General features: G+C 73.3%; 14 protein-coding genes. 13 read left to right on the top strand and 1 reads right to left on the bottom strand.

Annotated features, from left to right (window positions below; all coding sequences use genetic code 11):
- The first annotated feature begins 203 nt into the window (after nt 1–203).
- The 7 genes from AB0D46_RS20525 to AB0D46_RS20495 all read left to right on the top strand — a co-directional run bounded on the left by AB0D46_RS20525 (nt 204) and on the right by AB0D46_RS20495 (nt 6,607).
- Complete coding sequence (locus AB0D46_RS20525) at nt 204–1,325, top strand: hypothetical protein (protein ID WP_362879270.1); 1,122 nt, start codon at nt 204–206, stop codon at nt 1,323–1,325.
- 146 nt (nt 1,326–1,471) lie between these two features.
- The gene (locus tag AB0D46_RS20520) at nt 1,472–2,362 is read left to right on the top strand and encodes an arylamine N-acetyltransferase (RefSeq protein WP_362879268.1); all 891 of its coding nucleotides are present in this window, start codon (nt 1,472–1,474) and stop codon (nt 2,360–2,362) included.
- Between the two features lie 32 nt (nt 2,363–2,394).
- On the top strand, nt 2,395–3,000 hold the full coding sequence (locus AB0D46_RS20515; RefSeq protein ID WP_362879266.1) for a YdbC family protein: 606 nt from the start codon (nt 2,395–2,397) through the stop codon (nt 2,998–3,000).
- A gap of 75 nt (nt 3,001–3,075) precedes the next feature.
- Nucleotides 3,076–3,735 (top strand): histidine phosphatase family protein, encoded by a 660-nt coding sequence (locus tag AB0D46_RS20510; protein WP_362879264.1) that lies wholly within the window; start codon nt 3,076–3,078, stop codon nt 3,733–3,735.
- Nucleotides 3,736–3,746: 11 nt separating this feature from the next.
- On the top strand, nt 3,747–4,670 hold the full coding sequence (locus tag AB0D46_RS20505) for an ADP-ribosylglycohydrolase family protein (protein ID WP_362879263.1): 924 nt from the start codon (nt 3,747–3,749) through the stop codon (nt 4,668–4,670).
- A 534-nt stretch (nt 4,671–5,204) separates the two neighbouring features.
- Nucleotides 5,205–5,915 (top strand): ribonuclease HII, encoded by a 711-nt coding sequence (locus AB0D46_RS20500; RefSeq protein ID WP_362879261.1) that lies wholly within the window; start codon nt 5,205–5,207, stop codon nt 5,913–5,915.
- Nucleotides 5,916–5,974: 59 nt separating this feature from the next.
- Nucleotides 5,975–6,607, top strand: a complete 633-nt coding sequence (locus tag AB0D46_RS20495; protein ID WP_362879360.1) for a hypothetical protein — start codon at nt 5,975–5,977, stop codon at nt 6,605–6,607.
- 60 nt (nt 6,608–6,667) lie between these two features.
- Here the strand turns inward: AB0D46_RS20495 and AB0D46_RS20490 are convergent, their stop codons facing one another.
- Complete coding sequence (locus AB0D46_RS20490) at nt 6,668–7,300, bottom strand: hypothetical protein (protein ID WP_362879259.1); 633 nt, start codon at nt 7,298–7,300, stop codon at nt 6,668–6,670.
- A gap of 351 nt (nt 7,301–7,651) precedes the next feature.
- Between AB0D46_RS20490 and AB0D46_RS20485 the strand changes: the two genes are divergently transcribed.
- The 6 genes from AB0D46_RS20485 (at nt 7,652) to AB0D46_RS20460 (ending at nt 18,614) form a co-directional block, all read left to right on the top strand.
- Nucleotides 7,652–9,811, top strand: a complete 2,160-nt coding sequence (locus tag AB0D46_RS20485; RefSeq protein WP_362879257.1) for a RecQ family ATP-dependent DNA helicase — start codon at nt 7,652–7,654, stop codon at nt 9,809–9,811.
- Nucleotides 9,812–10,297: 486 nt separating this feature from the next.
- Complete coding sequence (locus AB0D46_RS20480; RefSeq protein WP_362879255.1) at nt 10,298–11,587, top strand: DUF4192 domain-containing protein; 1,290 nt, start codon at nt 10,298–10,300, stop codon at nt 11,585–11,587.
- A gap of 578 nt (nt 11,588–12,165) precedes the next feature.
- Nucleotides 12,166–14,073 carry a glycogen debranching N-terminal domain-containing protein gene (locus AB0D46_RS20475; RefSeq protein WP_362879358.1) on the top strand — a complete coding sequence of 636 codons (1,908 nt, stop codon included), beginning with the start codon at nt 12,166–12,168 and terminating at the stop codon, nt 14,071–14,073.
- Between the two features lie 279 nt (nt 14,074–14,352).
- Complete coding sequence (locus AB0D46_RS20470) at nt 14,353–15,099, top strand: NUDIX domain-containing protein (RefSeq protein WP_362879253.1); 747 nt, start codon at nt 14,353–14,355, stop codon at nt 15,097–15,099.
- A gap of 122 nt (nt 15,100–15,221) precedes the next feature.
- Complete coding sequence (locus AB0D46_RS20465; protein ID WP_362879251.1) at nt 15,222–17,525, top strand: ABC transporter ATP-binding protein; 2,304 nt, start codon at nt 15,222–15,224, stop codon at nt 17,523–17,525.
- Nucleotides 17,526–17,672: 147 nt separating this feature from the next.
- Nucleotides 17,673–18,614: an FCD domain-containing protein gene (locus AB0D46_RS20460; RefSeq protein WP_362879250.1), complete on the top strand. Its 942-nt coding sequence runs from the start codon at nt 17,673–17,675 to the stop codon at nt 18,612–18,614.
- The last annotated feature ends 197 nt before the right edge of the window (nt 18,615–18,811 follow it).

The raw sequence follows: 18,811 nt of genomic DNA, 5'->3' as shown, positions 1-18,811 counted from the left end.
CCGTACGGGACGCGACATGTGACGTAGCCCGCGCGGACAACTGATCGGCAGATCACGAAGGGGACCGACCTACGGGCGGTCCCCTTCGTCGTATCCGCGACCGGAGCGGTGCAACGGCTGCCCGCGGGTGGGGCCTTGTCGGCGGCGCCGGGCCGTGGCATGCTCCCCGACATGATCAACAGAATCGAGTCGTCAATCCGCCGATGAGCGGGACGACCGGGACGACAGCTCCCGGATCACCCACCACCCTGTTCGAGCACGCGCTGTGGCTGCACCGGCGGTTCCCGGACGAGCCGCTGCCGCGAAACGGCGAACCGTATCCCGACGAGACGACGTACCGGAGCCGGCCCCTGACCGAACCCGCCGACCGCGACAAGGCCGAGCGGGACGCGGCGGCCCTCGTCGACGCGCACTTCGCACGCGACGCCGCCCCTCCCGTCGAGCTGGCCGAGGTCGTTCACGGCCTCGGAATCTCACACCTCCCCGAAGATCACATCGTCGCGGCGGCCGCACGGGCGGCGGACCGCGAGCAGGCCCGTGTGACCGGCCGGTGGCTGGTGCGGCACGGCACCGACCGGGCCGTGGTCATGATCGGGCTCGCCCTGCTGACCGCCTCCGGTACGGACGACGACATCCCGCTGATCCGGACCATCGGGCTGCTCTCGCGGGGCTTCGGGCCGTGGGCGGCGCGCGCTCTGGAAGGCCTGCCGGGTGGGGTCGGGGCCCTGTTCTGGCTCGCCGAGCGGGTCACCGGCTGGGGGCGCGTCCACGTCGTGCACGCCCTGTGCGGGCTCGACGACCCGGCCATCCATCCGTGGCTGCTGCGCAGGGCCTTCGACGGTGACTTCCTCAACGCGTACTTCGTGGACAGGTTCATCGAGGTCGCCCGGCCCCACGAGGTGCTCGACGAGCTCGACGACGACATCGGGATGGTCGACCACACCGGTCGGCTGCTGTACCGGATGACAGTGTGCTCCGGAATGGGGATGACCCTCGGCCACTACCCGCACGCGGCAGCGGTACTGGACGCGCATTCCCGGCGGGTGGGCTCGCTGGGACCGGACCTCGAGCGCTACTACATGTGCGCGCTGCTCGCCCAGCACCTGACGGTCGCGTCGCCCGAGGACGTCGGGTGCTCCACGCAGCAGCGGGAGGAGTTCCGGTCGAGGTACCTCGCGGTCCTCGACCGGGACGACTGGGCCGGGGTCGCACGTGCGGGTATCGCCGCGGAGGACTACGGAATGCGGTGGCTGGCGAACCACCGCGATCCGCGGCTGAGGCTGCGCGCGTTCCCCGACCGCGTCCCACCGGAGCCCGAGGCGTAGCGCCCGGCGGGGGCCGGCCGGCTCCGCGACGCGGTCAGGTCCTCCGGAGGGCGGGCTGGTCGTGCGGGCCGGCCGCGGCGATCATGGTGCGGGGTGTGCGCCACGGGGTGCGCCCCCGGAACGTCACGCGGGGGAGTGGGGGAGCCATGTGGAGCGGTGACGAGCTGGACCTGGACGCGTACCTGGTGCGGATCGGCCTGGGCAACGGGGACGGAACCGGGACGGTGGACGGAAGCGGCGGCGGGCGGGGCCGCGGAACCGGTACCGGGGCGCGGGAACTCCGTCCGGACCTGGAGACGTTGTACGCAGTGCACCGGGCCCACACCGCCTCCATCGCCTTCGAGAGCCTGGACGTCCTGTTCGGCCGCCCCGTCGAACTGGACGTCAAGGCCCTGGAGGACAAAATCGTGCACGGCCGTCGCGGCGGCTACTGCTACGAGCAGAACTCGTTGCTGGCCGCTGCCCTGGAGCGGATCGGCTTCGAGGTGTCCGGGCGCGGAGCCCGCAACCGTACTCGGGGCGATGAGCTGCTCGCGGTGACGCACGCCGTCCTCGTCGTCACCATCGACGGTCAACCGTGGCTCTGCGACGCGGGCTTCGGCTACCAGGGCCCGCGCGAGCCCGTACCGCTCGCACGGCCCGGCCGCGAGGTCCGCCAAGGGCAGTGGACGTTCCGGGTCCGCGCGGAGGAGGACGGGATCCTCGTCCTGTGCGCCCTGCGCGCCGGGGCCTGGCGCGACCTGTACGCCTTCTCCCCGCAGCGCTACCACCCCGTCGACTACGTCGTGCTGAACCACTACAGCTCCTCCCACCCCCGCTCCTCCTTCGTCGGCCGGACCCTCGTTCAGCTCCCCGGTGACGCCGTCCGCCAGACCCTGGTGGGCAGCGAACTCACCCGCCTCCACCCCGACGGGCGCACCGAGCGGGAGGCCGTCGCGGCCGAGGACCTGATCGGGCTCCTCGACCGGGAGTTCGGGCTCCGGCTGTCCGATCGGGACGCGGCGGAACTGGTCCGGATCCACCGCTCAAGGGACTGACCCGGGCCGGGCCCGGCCCGTACGATGGCGCGGTGCTGGTCAAGTGGATTCGCTGCACGGTGACGGACCGACGCGGGTTCGAGCGCGGGCAACGCAAATGGGCGGGGCTGCCCGGGGAGCCGGGATTCCGCGGGCAGGGCGGCGGCTGGAGCCGGGGCCGGCAGGGCGTCGCGCACGTCTTCACGTTCTGGGAGAGCCGCGCCTTCTACGACTCCTTCATGGCCCGCTCCCACGACCGGCTCGCGGCCTCCCAGAACGGCACCTACACCCACGCGCGCGTCACCCTGTTCGACCACCGCTTCGACGTGAAGACCGGCTTCCTGCCCCGGTTCAGCGACGCCGACGTGGTCCGCGTCGCGCACACCCGGGTGCGGGAGGGCCGCGAGGAGCACTTCACCCTGATGCAGGAGAAGGTGTGGAACCCCGCCATGGCGGGCTCGCCCGGCATGGTCCGCGGGCTCTTCGGTGAGGCGCCCGGCCGCGAGTTCCTCGTGCTGTCCATGTGGCGGGCGGCGGCGGAGCACGGCAAATACCGGCAGGAACGGGTCGAACGGCTCTCCCTGCGCGCCCAGACCGAGGCCGACGTCGAAGCGCTCACCGGCGACGTCGTGGACCTCGAACCCGGCTGGACCGTGTGACCGTACGAAAGCCCCGCCGCCCGGCCCGGCGCGCCCCGGTCCGCGCGGCCGCCGGTCGGCGAATAGGGTCGTGGGATGGTACGACCACGGCGCATCGTCCTTGTCCGGCACGGGGAATCGGAGGGGAACGCCGACGACACGGTGTACGAGCGTGAGCCCGACCACGCCCTGCGCCTGACCCCCAAGGGCCGCGAACAGGCCGCCGAGGCCGGCGTCCCGCTGCGCGCCCTCTTCGGCGACGAGTACATCAGCGCCTACGTCTCGCCCTACCGCCGGACCCTGCAGACCTTCCGGGAACTGCGCCTCGATCCGACGCGGGTCCGGATGCGCGAGGAGCCGCGACTGCGCGAGCAGGACTGGGGCAACTGGCAGGACCGGGACGACGTACGCCTTCAGAAGGCCTACCGGGACGCATACGGGCACTTCTTCTACCGTTTCGCCCAAGGGGAGTCGGGCGCCGACGTGTACGACCGCGTCGGTTCCTTCCTGGAGAGCCTCTACCGCAGCTTCGAGGCCCCCGACCACCCCGAGAACGTGCTCCTGGTGACGCACGGACTGACGATGCGGCTGTTCTGCATGCGCTGGTTCCACTGGTCGGTGGCCGAGTTCGAGGCCCTGTCCAATCCGGGGAACGGCGAATACCGGGTGCTGCTCCTCGGCCCGGACGGCCGGTACCGGATGGACCGCCCGTTTGAGCGCTGGACCACACCCGAGCCTTATGACCTGGACGGCTAGAGTGACGCGCGATGACCGCTGAAACCACTCCCGAATGGCGCTATGCACGCGCCCTGTCCAGCCTCCGAGGGCTGGCCCTGGGGGACGCCCTGGGCTCCCAGTACTTCGTCCCCGTGAACTACCCGCTGCTCAAACGGCGTGAGCTGCCCGTCGGCAGCGGCGCCTGGCAGTGGACCGACGACACCGAGATGGCCTGCTCAGTGGTCGCCGTGCTCGCCACGCACGGTCGGGTCGACCAGGACGCGCTGGCGAGTTCCTTCGCCACCCACCACGACTTCGACCGCGGTTACGGCCCCGCCGTGAACCGCATGCTCCGGCTGGTCAGGGAGGGCGCGGACTGGCGCACGCTGGCCGCCGAGCTCTTCAACGGGCAGGGCTCCTGGGGCAACGGCGCGGCGATGCGGATCGCCCCGCTCGGCGCCTGGTACGCGGACGACCCCGAGCAGGCCACGCACCAGGCGGAGATCTCCGCCTACACCACCCACCAGCACCGCGAGGCGGTGTGCGGGGCGATGGCCGTGGCCGCCGCAGCCGCGCTGGCGGCCTCCCCGCAGGGCCCGCCGACGGCCGCCGACCTGCTGGACGGGGTCATCGCGCTGGTTCCGCGCAGTGCCGTGGGTGCGGGGGTGCGCCGGGCGCGGGACATGCTGGACTACGGCGACGCGACGACGGTCGCGGCGGTCCTGGGCTGCGGCCGGCGCACCAGCGCCCACGACACGGTGCCGTTCGCCCTGTGGTCGGCGGCCCGGGCTCTGGACGACTACGAGAGGGCGTTCTGGACCACCGCGCAGGTCGGCGGGGACGTGGACACCACCTGCGCCATCGTCGGCGGGGTGCTGGGCGCTCGCGGCGACGAGGTGCTGCCGCCTGCCTGGCTGGCCCGTACCGAAGCCCTGCCGGCCTGGCTTCCGGAGCAACCGGTCCGGGCGGGTTAGTCGGGTCGGTCGGTCCGAGCCGCGGGTCGGTTCGGCGGGTCGGTTCGGTGGAGCCCGCGAAACTTGCCGACGCCGTACGAGGGCCCGGGGCGCCGCCCCGCGCCCGGGCCCCCGTACGTCTGGCTGCGTCAAGGGCTTCGCGATTGCGAGCGCATGGCGTGGGTCGGGTCGTCGGGGCTTCCGGGACGGCGTGGGCGGATCCGCCCAGCGGTTGATTCATGCCCTGTTACTGCGAGGAACTGCGGGGGCGTACTTGTCTGGAATCGGATGGTCCGGTTGCGCCGGTTAACTCCGGTGACGACGACGTGTCGCGGCATGGTGTGCGGTCGCGAATCGGCGGGTGAGGTCGAGGGTCCTGGACCGGCCGGTAACGTCGTCGCAGCTCCTGCCACGCGCCTCCTGAGCGGCCGCTCACCCGGGCGGCCCGGGGAGTCGCCCAGGAGGGCCCGTAGGCATGCCCGGGGCGGACCGGGAGCGGCTGGACGTGGGCCGGGGTGTGCAGGCGGCCCGGGGCGGCGTAACCTTGCTGGCGCCATGCCGTACGAAGCACCCACCCACACCGTCGAGCGCTCCCTCCGCGCAACCACCGGGGCCAAGGTCATCGCCGGGGTCGACGAGGTCGGACGAGGGGCCTGGGCCGGTCCCGTCACCGTCTGCGCGGCGATCACCGGCCTGCGCCGCCCGCCCGAGGGACTCACCGACTCCAAACTCCTCACTTCGCGAAGACGCGACGCCCTGCTCGACGTCCTGGAGGACTGGGTCACCGCCCACGCCCTCGGGCACGCCTCCCCCGAGGAGATCGACGAGCTCGGGATGACCGCCGCGCTGCGACTCGCTGCGGTGCGCGCCCTGGAGGCCCTCCCGGTGCGGCCCGACGCGGTGATCCTCGACGGCAAGCACGACTACCTCGGCGCACCCTGGCGGGTCCGCACGGTGATCAAGGGCGACCAGTCCTGCGTCGCCGTCGCCGCGGCTTCGGTGATCGCCAAGGTCCGGCGCGACCGGATGATGGCCGAACTCGGTGAACAGGGCGACGGAATAGCGGACTTCGCTTTCGCCGCGAACGCCGGCTATCCCTCGCCCGTGCACCGGGCCGTGCTCGAAGAGCGCGGCCCGACCGCCCACCACCGTCTCTCGTGGTCGTACCTCGACGCACTGCCGCAATGGCGCCACCTCAAGAAGGTGCGCCGCAGCGAAGAGGCGGCGGCACTGGAAGACGGAGGCCAACTCGGCTTCGATTTCTGATCGCACCGACGTGCCACCCCCCGGTACGTTTCGTACCGGTGTTTGATAAACATCAACTCCTGCCTCTCACCCCCGCCATCGAGGAGCCTCAGATTCACGAGAGTGCCCAGGGTCCCCGCGTCACGCCGGCCGCCGGCCGCACCGCGCAGACCCCCCGCCCCGTACCTGGTCCGCGTTCCGCCGCCGTACCCCGGCCCGGACGCCCCGGTCCCGCCCGGCCCGCCCCGCCCGCGCAGCGCGCGGCGCAGGCCGCCCCCGGACCTGTCTCCGCAGCCCCCACCACCCCGTCCGTCTCCGCGGCGGTGCCGCAGGTCCAGCTGATCCCGGCGTCCGCCGAGGGTGCGCTGGACGCGGCCGACGAGGCCGTCGACCTGCTGCTCGACACCGGGCGCGCGCCCGGCGACATCCTGGTGCTCACCACCGGCGACCCGCACCCGTGGGCCGCCCATGAGCTGTCCTTCGGCGAGGCCTCGTACTGGGCCCAGCACGAGGCCGGGGACGACGTCTTCTACGCGGACGCGGCGCAGGCACAGCGCGCCGCCGGCCGTCCCGTCGTGGTCTTCGCGGCCAACGGCGGAGCGGTCGAAGCCATCACCGCCGCGCTGCCGGTCGCGCTCACGCGTGCCGGGACGCTGCTGATCGTGTGCGGCGACGCCCAGCAGATCAACTCCGTGCTGGGTGCGGGCGTCTGACGCCTCGTACCGCGCACGGTCCGGGGGCGGGGCGGACCGGGCGTCGGCCCCGCCCGGGCTTCAGCGGGCCGCGGTCCGTCGCAGGGCCTCGGCCGCGCCGCCGCCGGTCCGCAGCGTCAACGGCGTCAGCGATGTGACCTCGCCCGTCACGCCGCCGAGGCGCTCCGGCCGGGAATCCGAGCCGGGGTGCCGCCCGCCGCGCCCCTCCCCGAGCACCTGCCAGCCGCCGCGGGTCAGCGTGATGTACGCCCCGCAGCGCAGTCCGTGCAGGGTGCAGGCGTCCCGCAGCCCCCACATCCAGGCGCCGTCCTCCTCGGTCCAGCGCTCGTCGCCGTCACGGCAGTAGAGCAACACCGCCGTCCGGATCGGGGTCCGGCGCCGCAGGTCGTGCGGGAGGATCCGGCGCAATCGGGACAGCAGCGCGTTGCGGTACTCCCAGCCGTCGGCCGAGACCGACCCCTGGACGAAGGAGGCGCTCGCGACGAGACGCTCCTCCGGGTCAAGGACGGCGATCACCGCGGTGGAGGGCGCGGGGACGTGCCGGGAGTGCAGGCCGCTCACGACCTCGCGCGGATTGCGCAGCAGGGGGATGCCCGCCGCCGTCCATTCCTCTGGTTCGAGCAGTCTGCCGTGCCGACTGGCTCCGCCGGTGACCGTTGCCAGGGACGTGGGCGAGGAGAATCCGAAGGTCACGGTCCTCCCTTCGGGTACACGCCCGTGAAAGGGCACGGCTGGGGTGCGGGCGCGCCGCGGCTCGGCCCTGGAGAGTGCCGAGGAGCCGAACGGGAGCACTCCGATTCTCGCGCGGCCCGCGAGGGTGGGGCAATGAGCATTTGAGGCGGCGGACCGGAATTCGCCGGTATGCCGTTCATATCCTTGCCCATCCCATCGGGAATGACGCATTTGCTGCGCCCTGAGCTCGTGCACCAGCCCGAACACCCTGCGCGGGCCCGGTCCGGCGGCCCGGCCGACGGACCGGCGTGGGCGGCGCGTCACGCTTAGTGAGTTGGCCGATTGTCCCCGCCATCGGGTTGCATGGGGGGCATGACCACCCTGGAGCTCCGCACTGAAGCCGATACCATCCTCGCCGAGCTCGTGGGCGCCCCGGGCGGGTCGGCGCGACTGCGGGAGGACCAGTGGCAGGCGGTCGCGGCCCTGGTGGAGGAGCGACGGCGGGCCCTGGTGGTGCAGCGCACCGGCTGGGGAAAGTCGGCGGTGTACTTCGTCGCCACCGCCCTGCTGCGGCGGCGCGGCGCCGGTCCCACGGTGATCATCTCGCCGCTGCTGGCCCTGATGCGCAACCAGGTTGAAGCGGCCGCGCGGGCAGGCATCCAGGCCCGCACGATCAACTCCGCCAACCCGGAGGAGTGGAACACCATCTACGACGAGGTCGAGCGCGGCGAGACCGACGTCCTCCTCGTCAGCCCGGAACGACTCAACTCCGTCGACTTCCGCGAGCAGGTGCTGCCCAAGCTCGCCGCCACGACCGGTCTCCTCGTCGTCGACGAGGCGCACTGCATCTCCGACTGGGGCCACGACTTCCGCCCCGACTACCGCCGGCTGCGCGCGATGCTCGCCGAGCTCGCCCCCGGCGTACCCGTGCTGGCCACCACCGCGACCGCCAACGCCCGGGTCACCGCGGACGTGGCCGAGCAATTGGGCACCGGGGCCGGCGAGGCGCTGGTGCTGCGCGGCCCGCTGGAGCGGGAGAGCCTGCGGCTGGGCGTCGTCCAACTGCCGGACGCCGCGCACCGGCTGGGTTGGCTCGCCGAGCACCTCGACGAACTGCAGGGTTCCGGGATCATCTACACCCTTACCGTCGCCGCCGCCGAGGAGGCCACCGCCTACCTGCGACAGCGCGGCTTCGACGTCGCCTCGTACACGGGGCGCACGGAGAACGCCGACCGGCTCCAAGCGGAAACCGATCTCCAGGAGAACCGCGTCAAGGCGCTCGTCGCGACCTCGGCGCTGGGCATGGGCTTCGACAAGCCCGACCTGGGCTTCGTGATCCACCTCGGCTCGCCGTCCTCGCCGATCGCCTATTACCAGCAGGTCGGCCGCGCGGGCCGCGGCGTCGAGCACGCGGACGTGCTGCTCCTGCCGGGCAAGGAGGACGAGGCCATCTGGCGCTATTTCGCCGACACCGCCTTCCCGCCCGAGGCGCAGGTCAGGCAGACTTTGACGGCTCTCGCCGACGCGGGACGGCCGCTGTCCGTACCGGCCTTGGAGGCCGCCGTCGATCTCCGCCGCACCCGGCTGGAGACCATGCTCAAGGTCCTGGACGTGGACGGGGCCGTCAAGCGGGTCAAGGGCGGCTGGGCCTCGACCGGTCAGCCGTGGACGTACGACTCCGAGAGGTACGCCTGGGTCGCCCGCCAGCGGGCCACCGAGCAGCAGGCCATGCGGGACTACGTGAGCGCGACCGGGTGTCGGATGGAGTTCCTGCGCCGGCAGCTGGACGACGAGGGCGCCGTCCCGTGCGGCCGCTGCGACAACTGCGCGGGCACCTGGGCCGATTCCTCGGTGTCGGCGGAGACCCTGACGGGCGCGGCGAGGGAACTGGACCGTCCGGGTGTGGAGGTCGAGCCGCGCCGGATGTGGCCGACGGGCATGCCGGCGCTTGGCGTCAACCTCAAGGGCCGGATCCCGGCCAAGGAGCAGTGCTCCACCGGGCGGGCCCTGGGGCGGCTGTCCGACATCGGCTGGGGCAACCGGCTGCGTCCGCTGCTCGCCGACACCGCTCCCGACGTTCCGGTCCCCGATGACGTCCTGCACGCCGCGGTGGCCGTACTCGCCGACTGGGCTCGCTCCGCGGGCGGCTGGGCGCCGAACGTCCAGGACGCCACGGCACGGCCCGTGGGGGTCGTCGCCGTACCGTCGATGACGCGTCCGCAGTTGGTCGGCTCCCTCGCCCAGGGTGTGGCGACCGTCGGCCGTCTGCCGTTCTTGGGAAGCCTGACGTACACAGGGCCGGACGGCGCGCACGCCGCGCGCCGCAGCAACTCCGCCCAGCGCCTGCGGGCCCTGTCCGGAGCCTTCGCCGTTCCCGACGAGTTGGCGGCCTCCCTCGCGGCGACTCCCGGGCCCGTCCTGCTCATCGACGACTCCACCGAATCCGGTTGGACCCTCGCCGTCGCCGCCCGGCTGCTGCGGCAGGCGGGCGCCGAGCAGGTCCTGCCGCTGGTCCTCGCGACATCGGGCTGAGGCGCGGGACGGGCGGTTGCCCGCATCACGTTCAACAGAGCTGCCGCTCCGGGCGCATTGCTGGGAGGGTCGGTGGCGGACGGTGCCGGGGTGAACGCCGTGGTGTGGTGGGGTCGCGGCCTCGCGGTGGGCGTCCTCGTGGCGACGATGTTCGGCAAGTGGCCGGCACCCGCACGGCTCTGAGGCTGGGGCCGGTGCCCGGCCTCGGGGTCGGGCCGGCGGTGGTGCCGGCCCCTCGCCCGCGGAGGTGTACACGCGGTGGTGGCCGATCGGGTTGCGGCGACCCTCAACGCGGGCGCGGTTGCGGCGTGGGCGGATGTCGACGAGTGCGGAGACGGCCGAGGGCGTGCGATGTGTGTTCATGGGTCCATGGAACCCGATGCCGCCGACATCGTGCCCGAGCCGCCCTCAGCCTGTGGAAGTTGAAACTTGGATGAGTTATCCACAGGGGTTTCGTGATCGCGCCGGACACGGGACCTTCGACGCATGACGAAGAACCACGAATCACCCAGCCAGTCCGGCCGTCCCTCTCCGAGCGCGTCCGGATCCCCGACTCCGTCCCCGATCACCTTGCGCAGTCCGGCCGAACTGGCCGACGCATTGCCCTACATGCTCGGCTTCCACCCGACGGACTCCCTCGTCATGGTCGCCGTGCACGGCGCGGGAGGACGCTTCGGCGGCCGGCTCCGCGTCGGCATCCCCCTGTCGCCCGGCGAATGGGAGGAGACCGCCCGTCAGGTTGCCGAATGCCTGGTCCGCGGCAGCGAACGGCGTGACTCCAAGCCGGACGGCATCGTGGTGTTCCTGTACCAGGACCCGCGTGAGGGGGAGAGCGGCCGCGAGGTCATGACCCGGCTCCGGCCGCTCGCGCAGCGACTGCGCATCGCCTGCGGGGAACTGGACGTGCCCGTACTGGAAGCCCTGTGCCTCTCCGGTGGCCGCTACTGGTCGTACACCTGTCACGAAGCCGCCTGCTGCCCTGCCGAGGGCAAGCCCCTGGACCCGCCCGGCACTTCGGTGATGGCTGCGGCGGCGACCTACGCCGGGCTCCAGGTGCGGGGCTCCCTGCAGGAGATCGAGGACCGATTCGCGCCCCTGCGGGGTGCGCCCGTCGCGGACCAGGAGGCCGCACTGGATCGCGCAGCCGTCGCTCTGGTGCCGAAGATCCTCGACGGCGCGACCCGCGAGGAGGTCGGCGCCGAAACGCTGTCCGTGGCCAAAACCCTGATGCGGCGCCTGGCGCTCGCCCCGCCCGCCGAAGCGGGAACCCGTGCCGATGACCGCGATGACGCCCTGCTGGGCCACGACGAGGCCGCGGCCGTGATCCTCGGCCTCCAGGACCGGGAGATCCGCGACATCGCAGCCGAGTGGATGGAGGACGACGAGGCCGCACCCGCCCTCAGGCTGTGGCGGGCCCTGGCACGACGCTGCGTCGGAGCGTACGGAGAACACGCGGCGGCCCCGCTCACCCTGGCGGGCTGGGTTTCCTGGTCCAGCGGTGACGAGCCGACCGCACGGATCGCGCTCGGGCTGGCACTACGGGCCGACTCCGAGTACCGCTTCGCGCAACTGCTCCACCACGCCTGCAACGAGGGCATCGACCCGGAGGGGTTGAGGCAGTGCCTGAGGGAGGAACGCAGCCGTCGCGAACCGCGTCGGAAGCGGTCCGCCGCCACCACTCGACCGCCCGGTCGGCGAACCGGACGCCGCGCGGAGTCCCGGCGTCCCGGATCCCGCCGTACCGAGTCCCGTCGGACTGAAGGGAGCGGGCAGTGAGCGCCCGACGCGGCCCGTGCGACAACAGCGGCATCCGGCGGTTCCGGCGAGCGGTGGGTTCGGCCCTCCGCCCAGGTCGCCCCGCGCTACGGGGCCAGTCGCCACCGGGGGCCGTGACCCGGGCGGGGGCCGGGACGTTCCCCTGGAGGGCGGTGGGGGCCCGGCCGCGCTGCCGCCCAGCCGAACCGGCCGGAGCGCAGACAAGGCAATACATGGCTCCCCCCGCACCCCGGACCGACCCCACCGGGCCCCCCACCTTCCCGCAGGCCCACCCCCCGACCCGGCGGCCCCCCGAAACCGCACCCCGGTCCGGGCCGGACACCGTCGCGGGACCGCCGCCCGGCGACCCCGCGCCACCCATCCGCCCCCGGGAACGTGCGGCGACTCCACCAGAGTCCCGTCGGCAGCCCGGGGGAGGGAGCGAACCGGGCGCCGGGCCGGGGGACGGGCCCGGCGGCACCGACGGACACCTCGGGGCGGCGGCGGAACCGGGGGCAGGGCCCGGCCGGCCGGGCACGCCGGGGACCGGAACCTCGGCCGCACGCCGGGCCGACCTACCCCCCGTACACGAAGCCGTCATCTGCGTCTCTGCACCCTGCCTGGCCATCTCCCCGGAGCACGGCCAGCTCACCGGGCGGGGCATCGAGGGCATCTACCGCGCCGGGCGACGGCTGCTGTCCCGCTGCGTGCTCCGCGTCGCCGGTCGGGACCCGGTCGCCGTCCAGGGGCGCAGCCTCGGCGCGGACCGGGCCGCCTTCACCGCCACCGTCCGCACCGGCTTCGAGCCCGGACCCGACCCCGACGTCGGGGTGGAGCGCGTCCGACATGCCGACGGCACCGAACGGATCACCCTGCGCAGCTTCGCGGCCCGGCCGATGCGACTCACCGTGGAGCTCTTCCTGGGCAGCGACCTGGCCGATCTGGCCACGGTGGCGGCGGGTGGACCCGGGCCAGAACTGCCCGCGGCCGTCCATGCCGCTGGACTGCGCTGGAGCGCCGGTGAGGCGATGGCCGTCACCACCGCGGACCCGGCCCCCGACGATGCCCTCGCCTCCGCCGGACTCCTGCGCTGGCAACTGAAACTGACACCGGGACAGTCCCGTGTCATCGGATTGCGGACCACGCACGACCGCAGCGGAAGAGCGCCGGTGGGACAGGTCGCGAATCCGCTCTCCGCAGCCCGAGCCGAAGGCGATGACCCGAGGGCCGACGCCTGGTTCCGGACCAGCCTCGACGACCTGGGCGCGCTGCTCCTCAGGGACCCCGAGTCACCCGGCAACGCCTTCGCGGCGGCAGGAGTCCCGTGGCGGCTCGGCCTGGCCCCGGCGGAGTCGCTGTGGGCCGCGCGGATGGCGTTGCCGCTCGGCACCGGACTGGCCGCCGCCACCCTGCGGACGCTCGCCCGGAGCCAGACCGGCGGCAACGGCTCCGATACGGGCAAGATTCCGGGACCGCTGCGCGCCGCCGGACCGCAACTACCACCGGGCTGCACCGGTACGGAAGCCACGCTCGGCTTCCCGACCCTCCTGGCCGAGGCACGACGATGGGGACTCCCCGAGGAGGAAGTGGCCCGGCTGCTCCCCGCCGCCGAACGCTGCCTGAACTGGCTGCGCGGAGCCTTCGGGAAGGACGGCTTCCTGGCTGACCCCGACCCCGGACCCCGGCGCCTCGAAACCCAGGCCCACGCACATCGGGCCGCGCTGCTCGGCGCCGACCTGCTCGACGCGTGCGGTCGGCCCGGAGCCGCGGAATGGCGGGATCGGGCCGCCGAACTGAGAGCGAAGTTCCGGGCCGGCTTCTGGATCGACGGACCGGACGGGGGCCGCCCCGCCGCGGCCCTGCACCCCGACGGGCGGCCCCTGCCCCGGCTCACCGGTGCCGCAGCGCACCTGCTGGACACCGGGCTGTTGGGCGGCGGCCGGCTCGCCCCCGGCCTGCTGGACCCGGTACGCACCGAACATCTGGCACGCCTGCTCGGAGCTCCCGCCATGGATTCCGGTTGGGGACTGCGGAGCATGGCGACCCGGGAACCGGGCCACAATCCCTTCGGCCACCGGTCGGGCGCCGTCAGGGCCCAGGAGAGTGCCGTCGCCGTAGCGGGTCTCGTCCAGGCGGGTTACGAGAAGGAAGCCACCGGTCTGCTCCGCGGCCTGCTGGACGCCGCGGAAGCCTTCGGCTATCGCCTGCCGGAGATGTACGCCGCTGAGCAGCGCACCGCCGGGAGCGCTCCGCTTCCCCATCCGGCCGCCTGCAGGCCCGCCGCGGTGGCGGCCGCCGCAGGGATCCACGCGCTGACGTCCCTCGCCGGGATCCGCCCCGACGCCCCGGCGGCGACGGTCGCGGTGGCTCCGCCGGCCGGCGCCCCACTGGGCGCCCTGCGCCTCTCGGGTCTGCGCGTCGCCGGGGAACCGTTCACCGTACGGATCAGCAGGCTCGGCGTGGGCATGGTGGAGGAGGCCGGGGATGCGCTCCAACTGGGTGGATAGGCCGCGACCTCGCAGCTCCGTCGGGCCGGTGGCATCCGGTGCGCGCGCTCATCAGGCCGATGGTCGCCGACGCTCCGGGCCTCGCCGCCCCCGCGCCCCGCGGTGGCCCGCACCGAGGTCCGCCGGGCCGGATCGCCGGTGGTCCGGGGGCGTGGTGAGGGTCGCGCGACGCTGCCACCGGGCCGGTGCGATCAGGAAGATGGCCGCTGGGTTCCAGATCACGGTCTCCGGGATCACCAAAGCCCTGTTTATCGTCAGGCAGACGACTATGATCGCGGCATGTCGCCCTACGACCCGTCGGCCTATCCGCCCTTCGCCGTCACCGTCGACCTGGTCGTGCTCACCGTGCGGCGCCACGCGCTCTGCGCGCTCGTGGTGCGACGGGGCGAGCAGCCGTTCCAGGGACGCTGGGCCCTGCCCGGCGGCTTCGTCCGGGGGGACGAGGACCTGGCGGGTGCCGCGGCTCGGGAACTCGCCGAGGAGACCGGACTGTGCGCCCACGATCCGGCGGCCCCCGGCGCGGGAAACGGCGCACACCTCGAACAGCTCGCCACCTATGGTGATCCGCAGCGGGACCCCCGCATGCGGGTGGTCAGCGTGGCCCACCTGGTGCTGGCCCCGGACCTGCCCGCCCCCCGCGCCGGCGGCGACGCCAACAGCGCCCGCTGGGCACCGGTCGACGAACTCCTGCACGCGCCCGACCAGGCGTCCGCCGGACTCGCCTTCGACCACGCCACGATCCTCGCCGACGGCGTGGAACGAGCCCGCTCGAAGATCGAGTACTCCTCCCTGGCCACAGCCTTCTGCCCGCCCGAGTTCACCGTCGGCGAGCTGCGCCGGGTCTACGAGGCGGTGTGGGGCGTGGCTCTCGACCCGCGCAACTTCCACCGCAAGGTCACCGGGACCCCTGGGTTCCTGGTGCCCGCCGGGGGAACCACGACCCGTCAGGGCGGTCGCCCCGCCCAGCTGTTCCGGGCCGGCGGGGCAACCCTGCTCAACCCTCCGATGCTGCGCCCCGAAGTCTGAGCCACCTGCCACGACACCGGCTCCGCCACGGACCGGCTACGTAGAAAATCGGACATATCGCGTTATCTTGCTTGCGGTACTCACACTGCCGCAGAGCGGTCTCACCCCCCGCGAGAGAAGCGATGCTCCAGGCCATTGGACTCACCAGCGCACCCCGTCGGAAACTCCCGCCCCTCGTGGACGGCCTCACCTTCGAGGTCCGCCCCGGGTCGGTGACAGCCCTGCTCGGCGATCCGGGCTCGGGCAGGACCACCGCCCTGCGGCTCATGCTCGAACTCGAACCGGGCCGCGGCATCACGTACTTCCGAGGACGCCCGCTCCATCGGATCCCGCACCCCGGCCGTGAGGTCGGCGTGCTCCTCGGCGACGTACCCGGCCACCCGGCGCGGACCGTCCGCAACCAGCTGCGCATGCTGTGCGCCGCTGCCGGAGTGCCGGCGTCCCGCGCCGACACGATGATGGAGGTCGTCGGCATCGGCGGCCTGCGCGACGAGCGGCTCGGCTCACTCTCCCTGGGCATGGAACGCCGGGTCGGGCTGGCCGCCGCCCTGCTCGCCGATCCATGCACCCTCCTTCTCGACGAGCCCGGCGCCGGACTCTCCGCCAAGGAACGCGCCTGGCTGCACGGACTGCTGCGCGGCCACGCCTCCCTCGGCGGCGCGGTGCTGTTCACCACTGACGACGCCAAGGAAGCGGCGGCCAACGCCGACCGGGTCGTTTCCATCGCGTCAGGTCGCCTCGTCGCCGACCAGGACGCCCGTGACTTCGCCCGTACCCGGCTGCGGCCGCGCGTCGCGGTGCGCACCCCGTACGCGGCGAGGCTGGCCGACGTACTGACCCGTGAGGCGCGGGCGGCCCAGCGTGCGGTGGAGATCGTCGAGGAGAGCGGCAGTCGGCTCTCGGTGTACGGCAGCAACTGCGCGGAGATCGGCGAGGCGGCCTTCCGTCACGGCGTCCTGGTCCACCAACTCGCCGACGAGACGGGACAGACCGGCGATGTCGGCGACCTCGGCGGCGTCGAGCCCATCGGTGACGTCGCGGCGTCGGTGTCGCCCGTCCCGCAGGCCCGCACCCGGGCCGGGGCCCCACTCCGCTCCGACGGCCGCTCGGAAGCCCGGCCGGAGGACCGCTCGGACATCGGCTCCGAGTTCCGCATCGAAGTCGGCGCTCGCATCCGCACCACGGCGGGCTTCGAGGCGGTGACGAGCGCGAGCCGGGCCGATGCGCGTCCCGCCGGCCAGGCCGCGCCCCGGTCGTCGCCCCACCCGGCCCCGCGGCACGACGGCAGCCCCGGTTCCGGAGGGGGGAGCGGCGTCGGGGAAGCCCTCGGAGGCCCGTCCGACCAGGGCGTGATGTCGGAAGCCCCCGTCACTGGCTCAACGCGTCCCGCAGCCGACCGACCCGGGGCAGTGGGTTTCGGGGCGTCGGACCCTGCTGCCGACCTTGACGTCACACCGCGTTCCGGAGCGGCACACCCGGACTTCGAGCACCTCGACTTCGGGCACGTCGGCGTCGGGCACGTCGGCGTCGGGCACGCCGGCGTCGAGCACGCCGGCTTCGAGCACCCCGAAGCCAGGAACCCCGCAGGACCGCGTCCGCGCCCGCGTACGCGTTGCGCGGACCCCGGCCGGGGCGGACCCGTAGTGCGCCGGGTGGGCGGGCCGCTGCGTCCGCTGCGCTACGAACTCCGCCGGATGTTCGGCACGACCACGCCCCTCCTGACGGCAGCCCTCGTCGTCGTCGCCTCCGTACTCATCTCCCTCGTGCTCGCCCGGGCGGGCCACACCCCGCAGGCCCGGCTCCTCGTCGCCTGGCCCGAGTTGCTCCCGCTGCCTCCGGCCGCGCTCGGCGCGGGACTGCTCGGCGCCCTCGCCTTCGGCGAGGAGTACCGCTACCCCGCGCTCGCCGCGGACCGCGGCACCGTGCCGCGTCGCATGGGACTGCTCACCGCCAAACTCGGGGTCTGCGGCGCCCTCGCGGTGCTGCTAGGCGCCCTCGCCGTCCTCGCCGACGCGGCGGCCCTGCGCCTCGTCTTCGGAACCGCGCCCCTGCACGCGCCCGCCGAGTGGATCTCCCCGGCCGCGAGTTGGGCGGGACTCCTCCTCGGCTGCGCGTGGGCCGGGGTGCTCGCCTCCGGCGCGTTCCGGTCCGCCACCGCGGGCCTGGCCGCTGTGCTCGCCGTACCGGTGATGGTCGTACCGCTGGTGCGCAAGACGCTGGAGGGGCCGTCCGCGTACCCGGTGAGCGGAATCGGATCCAGGCTCCGGAGCCTGGCCTGGGGCCAGTGGCCGCCGGAGGCCGACCGGTTCGTCCTCGGCGCACTGCGGATGATGACCCAACCCGTGGGGACCGCGCTGGTGTTGTCGCTGATGGTCCTGTTGTGCGCCTATGGGTTCACAGGACTGCGTGCGCGAGTCCGTTGGTGACCGTTCCCTTGCGGGACGGGACGTTCGGAAGACCACGGAAGACCGGATCCTTCGCCATCACGTGACGCGGAGCGCAACTCCCAGCAAAAGGCCCGGATCTTTACGATAAGTCGTCAATTGCGTAGGTGGCACCGATCACCCTTTCGTGTGCTTTTCACCAAAGACCTCAAGGGTGAAGGAGGCACGGCCGACAAAGGATTCGTGAGTACCCTTGCGCACACCATGATGACCGCCGCCCGCCATGCCGACACCGGCCTCGCCGGCCCGGGCGAACTCGACCGCTACCCCTATGCGGAGACCTCCGGCTCCGACCGGGTCGGACCGCCCCACTGGGACGGCGCCGACATGGAGTTGAGCCGTGTCGGCCGCCGAGCCGCCGGCAGCCGCGGCCGCGGACTGCACGGCCAACTCGTCCAGCAGCTGGGCCAGATGATCGTTTCCGGAGACCTCGGCGCCGACCGCCCGCTGGTTCCCGAGGAGATCGGCCAGCGCTTCGAGGTCTCCCGCACCGTCGTCCGGGAGTCCCTGCGCGTCCTGGAGGCCAAGGGCCTCGTCAGCGCCCGCCCGAACGTGGGCACCCGGGTCCGTCCCGTCGCCGACTGGAACCTCCTCGACCCGGACATCATCGAATGGCGCGCCTTCGGACCGCAGCGTGACGACCAGCGCCGCGAGCTGGGCGAGCTCCGCCTGACGATCGAGCCGCTCGCGGCCCGCCTCGCCGCCGGGCACGGTCGCCCCGACGTCCAGCAGCGACTCGCCGACATGGTCGAGATCATGGGGCACGCCCTCGGCCAGGGGGACGTGATCACCTTCGGTCGCGCCGACCACGAGTTCCACTCGCTGCTGGTCCAGGTCGCCGGCAACCGCATGCTGGAACACCTCTCCGGCATCGTCTCCGCCGCCCTCCAGGTGTCCGGCAGCCCCGTCACCGCCTGCGACCGCCCGAGCGAGACCTGCGTGGCGCACCACGCGCGGATGGTCGAGGCCATCGCCGCCGGTGACGCCATCGGAGCCGAGAACGCCATGCGTCAACTCCTGACGGTGCATCCGGAGGTCGAGCGCGTGGTTCCCGCCCCGCGCGAGCACTGAGGCGCCGACGCGCGGGGGCGCGGGGGTGCAGCACCGGTCGCCGGGCCCGTTTCGGGTCCGGCGACACCGGCGTGCGGGGGGCGGTGGTTTCCCCCGGACCGGGGTGTGTGTGCGAAACAAAGGTGTGGGTGGGGGGGCCGGGTGTACCCGGCCCCCAACAAAAGGGCGGAAACCTCCCCGACGAAACGCCATTACAT

The organism is Streptomyces sp. NPDC048383, from assembly GCF_040651775.1.
In the GTDB taxonomy this organism is placed as follows: domain Bacteria; phylum Actinomycetota; class Actinomycetes; order Streptomycetales; family Streptomycetaceae; genus Streptomyces.
This window is presented reverse-complemented; position numbering and strand designations above follow the sequence as displayed.

What these genes read in the sequence shown, in the direction of transcription:
- AB0D46_RS20520 (WP_362879268.1), top strand. Translation starts at nt 1,472, where the DNA reads ATGTGGAGCGGTGACGAGCTGGACCTGGACGCGTACCTGGTGCGGATC.
- AB0D46_RS20470 (WP_362879253.1), top strand. Translation starts at nt 14,353, where the DNA reads ATGTCGCCCTACGACCCGTCGGCCTATCCGCCCTTCGCCGTCACCGTC.
- AB0D46_RS20500 (WP_362879261.1), top strand. Translation starts at nt 5,205, where the DNA reads ATGCCGTACGAAGCACCCACCCACACCGTCGAGCGCTCCCTCCGCGCA.
- AB0D46_RS20465 (WP_362879251.1), top strand. Translation starts at nt 15,222, where the DNA reads ATGCTCCAGGCCATTGGACTCACCAGCGCACCCCGTCGGAAACTCCCG.
- AB0D46_RS20510 (WP_362879264.1), top strand. Translation starts at nt 3,076, where the DNA reads ATGGTACGACCACGGCGCATCGTCCTTGTCCGGCACGGGGAATCGGAG.
- AB0D46_RS20505 (WP_362879263.1), top strand. Translation starts at nt 3,747, where the DNA reads ATGACCGCTGAAACCACTCCCGAATGGCGCTATGCACGCGCCCTGTCC.
- AB0D46_RS20525 (WP_362879270.1), top strand. Translation starts at nt 204, where the DNA reads ATGAGCGGGACGACCGGGACGACAGCTCCCGGATCACCCACCACCCTG.
- AB0D46_RS20485 (WP_362879257.1), top strand. Translation starts at nt 7,652, where the DNA reads ATGACCACCCTGGAGCTCCGCACTGAAGCCGATACCATCCTCGCCGAG.
- AB0D46_RS20480 (WP_362879255.1), top strand. Translation starts at nt 10,298, where the DNA reads ATGACGAAGAACCACGAATCACCCAGCCAGTCCGGCCGTCCCTCTCCG.